Origin of the sequence: uncultured Nostoc sp. (assembly GCF_964245575.1) — a bacterium.
Taxonomy (GTDB): domain Bacteria; phylum Cyanobacteriota; class Cyanobacteriia; order Cyanobacteriales; family Nostocaceae; genus Nostoc.
On sequence record NZ_CAXTNP010000303.1, the window covers coordinates 1 to 8,470 of the forward strand.

10 protein-coding genes are annotated in these 8,470 nt (G+C 40.4%); 5 read left to right on the forward strand and 5 right to left on the reverse strand.

The features are described from left to right. The first annotated feature begins 185 nt into the window (after window positions 1-185). The 4 genes from ACFFAP_RS32140 to ACFFAP_RS32155 all read left to right on the forward strand — a co-directional run bounded on the left by ACFFAP_RS32140 (window position 186) and on the right by ACFFAP_RS32155 (window position 3,187). The gene (locus ACFFAP_RS32140; RefSeq protein WP_199326607.1) at window positions 186-536 is read left to right on the forward strand and encodes an STAS domain-containing protein; all 351 of its coding nucleotides are present in this window, start codon (window positions 186-188) and stop codon (window positions 534-536) included. Between the two features lie 575 nt (window positions 537-1,111). Next, a complete protein-coding gene (locus tag ACFFAP_RS32145; protein WP_375515016.1) occupies window positions 1,112-1,591 on the forward strand; it encodes a Mini-ribonuclease 3 in 480 nt (159 codons plus the stop codon). A gap of 92 nt (window positions 1,592-1,683) precedes the next feature. Further along, window positions 1,684-2,799, forward strand: a complete 1,116-nt coding sequence (gene rlmB, locus ACFFAP_RS32150) for a 23S rRNA (guanosine(2251)-2'-O)-methyltransferase RlmB (protein ID WP_375515017.1) — start codon at window positions 1,684-1,686, stop codon at window positions 2,797-2,799. An 85-nt stretch (window positions 2,800-2,884) separates the two neighbouring features. Beyond that, window positions 2,885-3,187, forward strand: coding sequence for a DUF1816 domain-containing protein (locus tag ACFFAP_RS32155; RefSeq protein ID WP_375515018.1), 303 nt, complete (start codon window positions 2,885-2,887; stop codon window positions 3,185-3,187). Between the two features lie 97 nt (window positions 3,188-3,284). On the opposite strand, the gene ACFFAP_RS32160 is transcribed toward ACFFAP_RS32155, so the two are convergent. From ACFFAP_RS32160 to ACFFAP_RS32170, 3 genes are all read right to left on the reverse strand, one after another. After that, window positions 3,285-4,133 (reverse strand): alpha/beta fold hydrolase, encoded by an 849-nt coding sequence (locus ACFFAP_RS32160; RefSeq protein ID WP_375515019.1) that lies wholly within the window; start codon window positions 4,131-4,133, stop codon window positions 3,285-3,287. A 76-nt stretch (window positions 4,134-4,209) separates the two neighbouring features. Next, a complete protein-coding gene (gene truB, locus ACFFAP_RS32165; RefSeq protein WP_375515020.1) occupies window positions 4,210-5,094 on the reverse strand; it encodes a tRNA pseudouridine(55) synthase TruB in 885 nt (294 codons plus the stop codon). 364 nt (window positions 5,095-5,458) lie between these two features. Further along, window positions 5,459-5,836 carry a hypothetical protein gene (locus tag ACFFAP_RS32170; RefSeq protein WP_375515021.1) on the reverse strand — a complete coding sequence of 126 codons (378 nt, stop codon included), beginning with the start codon at window positions 5,834-5,836 and terminating at the stop codon, window positions 5,459-5,461. Between the two features lie 123 nt (window positions 5,837-5,959). Between ACFFAP_RS32170 and ACFFAP_RS32175 the strand changes: the two genes are divergently transcribed. Next, window positions 5,960-6,133: a hypothetical protein gene (locus tag ACFFAP_RS32175; protein WP_375515022.1), complete on the forward strand. Its 174-nt coding sequence runs from the start codon at window positions 5,960-5,962 to the stop codon at window positions 6,131-6,133. A gap of 90 nt (window positions 6,134-6,223) precedes the next feature. Here the strand turns inward: ACFFAP_RS32175 and ACFFAP_RS32180 are convergent, their stop codons facing one another. Together ACFFAP_RS32180 and ACFFAP_RS32185 are read right to left on the reverse strand one after the other, a co-directional pair. Further along, complete coding sequence (locus ACFFAP_RS32180) at window positions 6,224-6,883, reverse strand: alpha-ketoglutarate-dependent dioxygenase AlkB (protein ID WP_375515023.1); 660 nt, start codon at window positions 6,881-6,883, stop codon at window positions 6,224-6,226. A gap of 589 nt (window positions 6,884-7,472) precedes the next feature. Beyond that, window positions 7,473-8,470 (reverse strand): ATP-binding protein (locus ACFFAP_RS32185; RefSeq protein ID WP_375515024.1); only part of this gene is annotated, 998 nt, incomplete at its 5' end.

Genomic DNA, 8,470 nt, shown 5'->3' on the forward strand with positions numbered 1-8,470 from the left:
GGGGAATAGGGGCTAGGCAATAGGGAATAGGAAATAAGATTAAAAATACTATTTTCTTCCAATCCCCAGTACCCATTCCCCAATCCCCAATCCCCTACTTCAGTAGATTGTAGACAACTTGCTCAAAAACCATCTATACTTGAGCGTTCACTTTAACTCATGAGGAGGGAATTATTGCTGATCCATTGAATCTAACCGTTAGCCTGAGGGGCACTCGTGAAGTCCGGGATAACTGTCAGCTATTCCGCCTCACAGGTTTGTTAGATGCCTTTTCTGAGCCGACATTTCGCAAGGTACTTGGCAGTAAGATTGACGAGGGCCCTAAGCATATTATTTTGGATCTCTCACAAATCGACTTTATTGATAGCTCTGGCTTGGGTGCTTTGGTGCAGCTAGCCAAGCAGGCTCAAACTGCCGAAGGCACTTTGCAAATCGTCACGAATGCCCGGGTAACTCAAACGGTCAAGCTTGTTCGCCTAGAGAAGTTTCTCTCCCTGCAAAAATCAGTTGAAGAAGCTCTAGAAAACGTCAAGTAGTCTTGATTGCTTGAACCGAGAGATCAATTCGGCTATCCAGATTCAACATCGGATAGCTTAATTTTTAAAACTTCTGGCAGAAAACCTCTCTCCTTGTGGGAGAGGGACAAAGCCAGTTAAGCTATTATGTTTAAATTTGAGCAATAATAAAGATATAGACACCCAGTTCTTGGGTATGTAATTTTTGGCTTCTTATCGGATAAACAATCAAGTCTGAGAAATTTGTAAGAAATACAAAGTCAGCAGATTTGTTTATAGGTAAACTTGACTTGATAGTGTATAGTTAAAAATTGTCGCTTACTAAGTAAGTATGACAATAGGAGCAAGTAACAGGGTGAGTTTGATGTCAGAATTTTACCCTATCTTAGGCACAGACCACAAGTAGGCAAAACTTGGTTTATAGGCGTTGACATCAGGGTGATCTAAAATGCTTTCTTCTCAATCAAAAAGATAGAATTAGTAAGTATTTCTGATAGTAGTGATTATGCTAAGTATAGGATTATGGCTTACTTCAAAAAAATCAGTCTTTGCAAAGAATGCCTGCCAAATGTAGCCCGTCAAGGAATGATTTATTTGTGAAGTCACAGGAGGAAGAGGTATTAGATGGACAAGATGAAACTCCCAAACAGACTTTATCTTGGACTCAAGCACTCTTGACAACCACAGCGCCATTCCAACAGATTTCCCTTTCACAAGTGCAACAAATTTCTCCTACTGCTTTAGCGTATTTGGGGGATGCAATTTATGAGTTATATGTTAGAATGTTCTATCTGCTGCCATTGCAGCGGTCAGGAATTTACCATAGTCTGGTAGTGGAGCAGGTAAGAGCGGAAACACAAGCGCTACATTTGCGATCGCTGATTCCTCATCTCAGGGACACCGAATTAGAAATTGTCCGACGGGGTAGAAACGCCGCTACAGGACGCCCTAAGCGACTTAATCCCGAAATTTATCAACAGGCAACTAGTCTAGAAACCTTAATTGGCTACTTATATCTCACCGATTACCAGCGTCTAACCGAACTGTTGCAAATGCTTCACGTAGAAAAAGAGTGAGAACTTAATTTTACAGTAGCCACATCAGTAGATTTGGTTCAAGAAATTGACGTAATTGTGATGATCAACCATACGCTATATCTATAACTCAAATGCAGAATAAACCTAGAAAAGTCAAGACTTCTAACGAACCCAATCGTGGGCAACCAGTAAAAATTAAGGGTAAGCATGTTGTTACTAATCCGACTCGCAATCCCAGAAAAATAGATAGCAACCCCACCATCTCTGGTGCTAATCCGACTCGCAATCCCAGAAAAATAGATAGCAACCCCATCTCTGGTGCTAATCCGACTCGTAATCCCAAGAAAATAGATGTTGCTAATCCGACTCGCAATCCCAGGAAAATAGATAGCAACCCCATTGACAACTCCCGCCAACGAAATAGCAACTTCTCCCAGCCGTCTGTATCTACACAACCGATAGAAGAAGATAACGATCTCATCTACGGTCGTCATCCAGTATTGAGTGCGTTGCAAAATCAGCGCAATCTCAACCGTCTCTGGATTACTACCCGTCTGCGCTACGACCCCAGCTTTCACCATTTTCTCTTGCAAGCGAAAGAAAATGGCACAGTTATTGATGAGGTTGAACCAAAGCGCTTAGACTATCTCACCAATGGGGCCAATCATCAAGGTGTGGCGGCACAAGTTGCTCCCTACGCTTACATCGAATTGCCCGATCTAATTGAACAAGCAAAAACTGTAACTGATCCCGTTATTGTCGTGGCTGACGGAATTACTGATCCCCACAACTTGGGAGCAATTATTCGCACCGCCGAAGCAATAGGCGCTCAAGGTTTGGTGATTCCCCAAAGAAGAGCTTCTGGGATCACTTCCACTGTGATGAAAGTGGCAGCAGGCGCTTTAGAAAATTTTGCTGTAGCTAGAGTTGTCAACCTCAGCCGCGCCTTAGAAGAATTAAAAGAAGCTGGCTATTGGATTTACGGCACTGCTGCAAGTGGAAGCGAACCTGTGCATACAGTCAATTTCACTGGCCCAATTGTTTTAGTAATCGGCTCAGAAGGCGAAGGTCTGAGTATGTTAACTCAACGCTCCTGTGATTTCTTAGTATCGATTCCTCTACAGGGTAAGACTCCTAGTCTCAATGCTTCTGTAGCAGCAGGTATGACACTTTATGAAATTTATCGCCAGCGATCGCTAAATACCCACCACCTTGATAAATTACAAAAAACCTCTTTGAAAAAATAACAGTAACAGAGTATAAAGAAATGTAAAAGATAATAAAGCACATATTGTTTAACACCTTGTAGAAGTTTATAAACTGGCGAAAACCATGAAAACCATTTGGCATAACCTCAAAGAAGTGTTAATTAACACATTCGACTATATCGGCTTGGCTTGGTGGGTAGAGATTGTGACGCAAAATCCCCGTTGCACGTACTACTTCGGGCCATTTCTGAGTTCTTCTGATGCAAAATTGTCAAGCATTGGATATATAGAAGATTTGGAGATGGAAGGAGCGCAGGGAATTTCTGTGAATGTCAAGCGGTGCAAACCTAATACCTTAACAATCGCTGAAGACTTGGGGGAAAAATTTGACCGCAAAGTACAGCCTGCCTTTGGCGGTCAAATTTAAGTTAAGTTAGGCCAGAGTCAAGATAATTCGTAATTCGTAATTCGTAATTTCGAGTTCTAATTACGAATTATTTGTTTAAGAGTCAAAAACCCTTGGACTATTGACTACCAATTACCTGCGGATGAACTTCGAGCCAATGGTCAATGTCATTGAGCACCTGCTGGGGGACTTCCCACGGAAAAAGATGGGCAGTGTTGGGATAGCACTGCCATTGAGAATTGTTGAGGTGTTGAGCAGTTTCTAAGCTGGAATCAGATGTGATGTGGCGGTCTTGGTCACCAGCAAGTACTAAACTAGGACATTGTATTTGTGGCAAATCTAGAAGTCGGTTGTATCCCGATTGAATTGCACTATAGAGGGCGCGAGTAGCAGCAGGAGAGGTTTGCAAATAAGCTGGTACTGCAACAGTAGCGATGTAATTGTAAGTGGTAGATGTATGTTGTTGGATTAGGTAGCGGAAAAGCGATCGCTTGGCAAAAGTTTCAATATTCCATTGCCAACTCGGTTTTATATAGTTTAATAGGCCAGCAACGCCAGTATATAAATTATCCTGCCAAGTAATCGGAGGATGACTGCCACGGGGTTTTGCGGCTGTCGCCACCAAAATCAGCCCTGTAATGCGCTCTGGCAAACGTAATGCCAGTTCCATTGCCAGAATGCCCCCAAGTGACCATCCCAATACTAAACACTTTTCGATCTCAAAGCGGTCTAGCAGCGCTTCTAAATCAGTTAAATGGTCATTCATATCAAAATTGCCATTCCAGCGACTTTTGCCGTATCCACGTAAATCAGGGGCAAAAGTTTTATAACGTTTTGATAAATGATTGGTAAAGACAGAAAGACTACGACCAGTACCAGGATGACCATGTAAGCCCAAAATGGGGAATCCTTGACCTTGGATGTAGACATTGAGATGTGCAGCATTTGTAGGATGGCGATCGCTCATCTAGCACCCCCTAAAAACTCCCGCCATACTTGATAGCCAAATGTGTTCAAATTAAAACCTTCAAATTATCACAGTTTTAAGAAATCGGTTCAAAAACCATTTGGGGAATTAACACTTCATCTTGTAATTGCCCAATACCTAAAAAGCGAGTCTCTTCATCATAAACTCGGACTATTTCAGAAACATCGAAAGTTAGAGAAATTCGCTGACCTTGACACCACTTTTGAGCAGTTATTACTGGTAAACTAACAGATGACAAATGTTGTAAAGCTGCATCTGGGCAAATCGGTTGAAATATTCCGGCTTGCAGTTTAGTTTCTAAGTCGGTCAAAGTGAGACTATCTGTTAAATCGAAACCACTGCTTTGGGTGCGAATCAAAGCAGCAAGAGTGCCACCAGTTTCTAAAATTGCACCTAAGTCACGAGCGATCGCTCTAATATATGTACCAGAACCACAGGCGATCGCCACATCCAATTCGGGAAAATCCCCTTCTCTCCAGTCCAAAATATCTATCTGAAAAACTTCTACTGTTCGCACTGGGACTTCCACCGTTTTACCTTGGCGTGCTAAGTCGTAGAGGCGTTTACCATCCACTTGGATTGCACTGTAATTCGGTGGTATTTGCTCAATCTTGCCTTCAAATTGTGGTAATGCACTTTTCACCTGTGCCAAACTCAATCCAGCACAAGGTTGAGAAGTGATAATTTCACCTTGTAAATCATCGGTTGTAGTACGCACACCCAGCCGAATAGTGGCTTTGTAAGCTTTGTTTTCTGGCAAATATTGCAATAATCTTGTAGCTTTACCAAGTGCGATCGGTAATACTCCGGTAGCTGCTGGATCTAAGGTTCCCGCGTGTCCCACACGTTTGAGGCGCAACAATTTTCGCACCCGCGCTACGCAGTCGTGGGAAGTCCAGTCAAATGGTTTGTTTAAGTTGAGAAAACCTTGAGATAACACAATAGCAATACTTTTACTCTTTTCTTTCTCAAATACTCATCTAATGCTCAAATATTATAATTCTAGCATTTAAATTTAAATCAGTATAAAATCATACTATTAATTTAGCGAAAAATGCCCACTCTCTTAACCCTGTTATTGGGGAAAGAGGAATAAAAGCATATCTCTATCCTATATCCTCAGAGTTCTTTGAGTATTACTCCAATAACTTCAGACATATAACCTCTATTTAAAAGTTCACATCGATTTTTCCTTTAAAACATCAAACAAAAAAGTCACATAGCCTAACCCTACATCCCAAGGCACTCACAAAAAAACTCCCCTCTAAGATGAAGGGAGTTAACTAACAGAGATTAATAGATGATTACTGACTCAGTAACCCGATAGCCATTTCAAGATACATTTTTGCTTTATGTATGGCTAGCAATTTCTCTTGGGTGTACCTATCTGGGTAATTCATGATTTTTCCTTCCATCGTAATTTTGATGAGTCCAGCTTGCTCATCTGTAGGAGCATTCATCTCATCTATAGCGTTGCTAAGTGCTTGCATGAAAGCAAAGGTAGGAGGTTTTAACCCTTTACCTGACTCGAATTGAGATAATGCCATTCGAGGGAATACCATCAAGGATGTAATCCATGAGGTCTTGTACCCTTTATTCCCTGTTGGTTTGATGCCGTAGCGCAAGCATAAGTCACGAAGTTCTTTGATGGTTTTGATTTCGAGTTCCGAACGTGTAAACATAGAGTTACCATTTCTCAAAAGTGGTATCGGTGAGTTACAAGTTTTCCAGACAGTACGCTCACCGATTTAAAAGTCTACCCCGATGGTTTCGTCGGTTTAAAGCTATATTTACATCTCTAAACAATGTCTGACCGCAAGGGTAAACCTGAAAATTTTGGTAATCCACAAAGTAAAGAACTAAATGAGCAGCTTAGTTTCCGTGTCACTAAGGAAATGAAGGATGCGGTTAAAGCTAAGAATGACCCGCCTGAATTTTGCCGTCAAGCTATTCAGAAAGCACTAGATGAGGGTGTGTAGTTAATTGTTCAATAACTTATTGAATAATAGAAAAACCTCCCTACTGTGTAAGGGAGGGTGTATATTGCAAATGATTGTTTCCAAATACCATCAACCGGAATGACCAATTACCCTGAAAGTTAGATTAATTCTTAGTTGAACCTTCTTCGATGTTTTTGGGATCTGATGCTGCCAAAAATGTTGCGTTGCTCCTGCCATAACAAGGAGGCTGCCATGTATTACCTCAATTTCTGCTTTCAAATTTTTATTGTGCTTATGCCTAAACATAAACCTTCTTACTCCACCAAAACTAACAGAAGCAATTACAGGATTGTTACCTAATTCGGGTTCAGCATCAGTGTGCCAGGAAATTCCATCATTTCCATCTCGGTAAAGGTTGAGCAAAACGCTGTTAAACCTAACTTTTGCAATCTTCTCAACTTTCTCTTTTATTTGTAGCAACGTAGATGTCCAAGGTTCTGGATCAAGATGAATGCCTGAGAATGTATATGATTTGTTTCTATCTCCATACCAAGCAGTTTTTCTTGGCAAGTTTACTTCCTTACCGTAAATTTTCATCTTGTCTTGTCGCCATTTGATTTCGTTAAAAAAGGTTTGAAAAAGCTCGTCGCTCTCTTGCTGATTGAAAAAATTGTGATAGAAAATCACATCTGCATCTGGCATAGATAGGACTTCTTTTTCTGTACTATTCTTTGGCTCATCTATAGTGGAGTCAAAATCGGAGAATAAGTTACCTTGAATCCCATTCATAGCTGCTATATTTTTCCCAAAAGCTTATTTCAAAGTTTTATAGTAAACTGTCTTTCATATCTTTTTATTTCTCTGATTTCAAATTTACCACTTGCAACATAAAAAACTTCTTTAAAAATTGCTTTACTGGTATGAAATGAATGTTGAACTTGAGGAAATTTGTAGAATAAATTATAAAAACTATCTATTCTGTAGTTTGTTTCATTGCGGTACGGACTTGTGCAAATAATATGATAGTTTTCTCCGTATTTCACGCAAGGTCACACATAATTATACCTACTTTATATTTCACCAGTTAACGGGCTTCAGATTGTTGTACTGTTTATATCTTGTTAAAATTCCCTGTTTTTAAGCACTTATCGTTACACACATTTTTTTTATCTCTGGCTTCGTTGCCAACCCGTCTCTTAATCAATCCCCTCTCTTATAGCTAAAGTTATCTTGAGTAGACTTGAGTTATGAGCCGCTAAACTTAAGTTCTGGGCAAAATGTCGGTCAGCAGGATACTTTTACTGTTACAAAAATGTAAATAATGACAAGCTTTTAAGTACGGAGATTAATTGATAACTGATAACCAAATTGCCACAAGTCAAGTTGATGATGGGGATAGTTGACCTATTGGGCATATCTTCGGTAAGCTGACTGTAACTTTAGTTCCTTGCCCTACTTGACTAGACAAGGTAATATCGCCACCATGTAACTCTACGCAAGCTTTAGCGATCGCTAGCCCTAATCCTGTACCGGGGATTGTGTCAACGTTACTTCCACGACTGAAGGATTGAAACAAATTTTCTTGATCTGCCATCGGGATACCAATTCCCTGATCTTTGATATAAAAGATTGCTTGTGATTCTTTACCAATAAGGTGGAATTCTACAGTCCCTCCATCTGGAGAGTACTTAATTGCATTGGATATTAAATTAGTAAAAATTTGCTGCAAAAGTCTGCGATCGCCCCAAAAGTCCTGGTTATTACCAGTAATCTTAAAAATCAATTCGTGGCGATCACCTGCTGTTTCTCGCTCTTGTTCGATCAAGTCAGAAAAAAATTGCAGTAAATCGAGCAGAATTGGCTTAAACTTGGGTTTTTCCAGTTCAAATTGGTTAACCAAAAGCATGTTATCCACAAGTTTGGACATATACCTTGCTTTCTGTTCAATAATTCCTAAGAACCTCTCTTGTTTCGACTCATCCAGTTGCTGGCTATGTTTTACCAAAGTTGATGCAGCAGCAAGAATTGAAGTTAGCGGCGTTCGATACTCATGGGAAACTGTTGCAATAATTTGGGATTTAAATGCATTGAGTTGCTTTTCTTTCGCAAGTGATGCTTGAGTTTGGGCTAGTAATTCAGCTTGTTGAATGGCGATCGCTAGTTGCACCGAAACTTCATTGAGCATTTGGGTATCATCAGTTTGCCACTGTCGTTCCCCGGAATTATGGTGAGCAATCAATAAACCCCAGAGTTTGGGGGTTGGGTTCCCATTGTTACTCAGATTAATGGGAACCACCAAATTTGCTTGAGTATTAAATTGCTCTTTCAGGCTGACACAATTACACAAGCCAAGCTCATTGATATAAGGGATTGGGG

Coding starts and splice junctions, on each gene's coding strand:
- rlmB (WP_375515017.1), top strand. CDS start 1,684: ATGCAGAATAAACCTAGAAAAGTCAAGACTTCTAACGAACCCAATCGT.
- ACFFAP_RS32155 (WP_375515018.1), top strand. CDS start 2,885: ATGAAAACCATTTGGCATAACCTCAAAGAAGTGTTAATTAACACATTC.
- ACFFAP_RS32160 (WP_375515019.1), bottom strand. CDS start 4,133: ATGAGCGATCGCCATCCTACAAATGCTGCACATCTCAATGTCTACATC.
- ACFFAP_RS32170 (WP_375515021.1), bottom strand. CDS start 5,836: ATGTTTACACGTTCGGAACTCGAAATCAAAACCATCAAAGAACTTCGT.
- ACFFAP_RS32175 (WP_375515022.1), top strand. CDS start 5,960: ATGTCTGACCGCAAGGGTAAACCTGAAAATTTTGGTAATCCACAAAGT.
- ACFFAP_RS32180 (WP_375515023.1), bottom strand. CDS start 6,883: ATGAATGGGATTCAAGGTAACTTATTCTCCGATTTTGACTCCACTATA.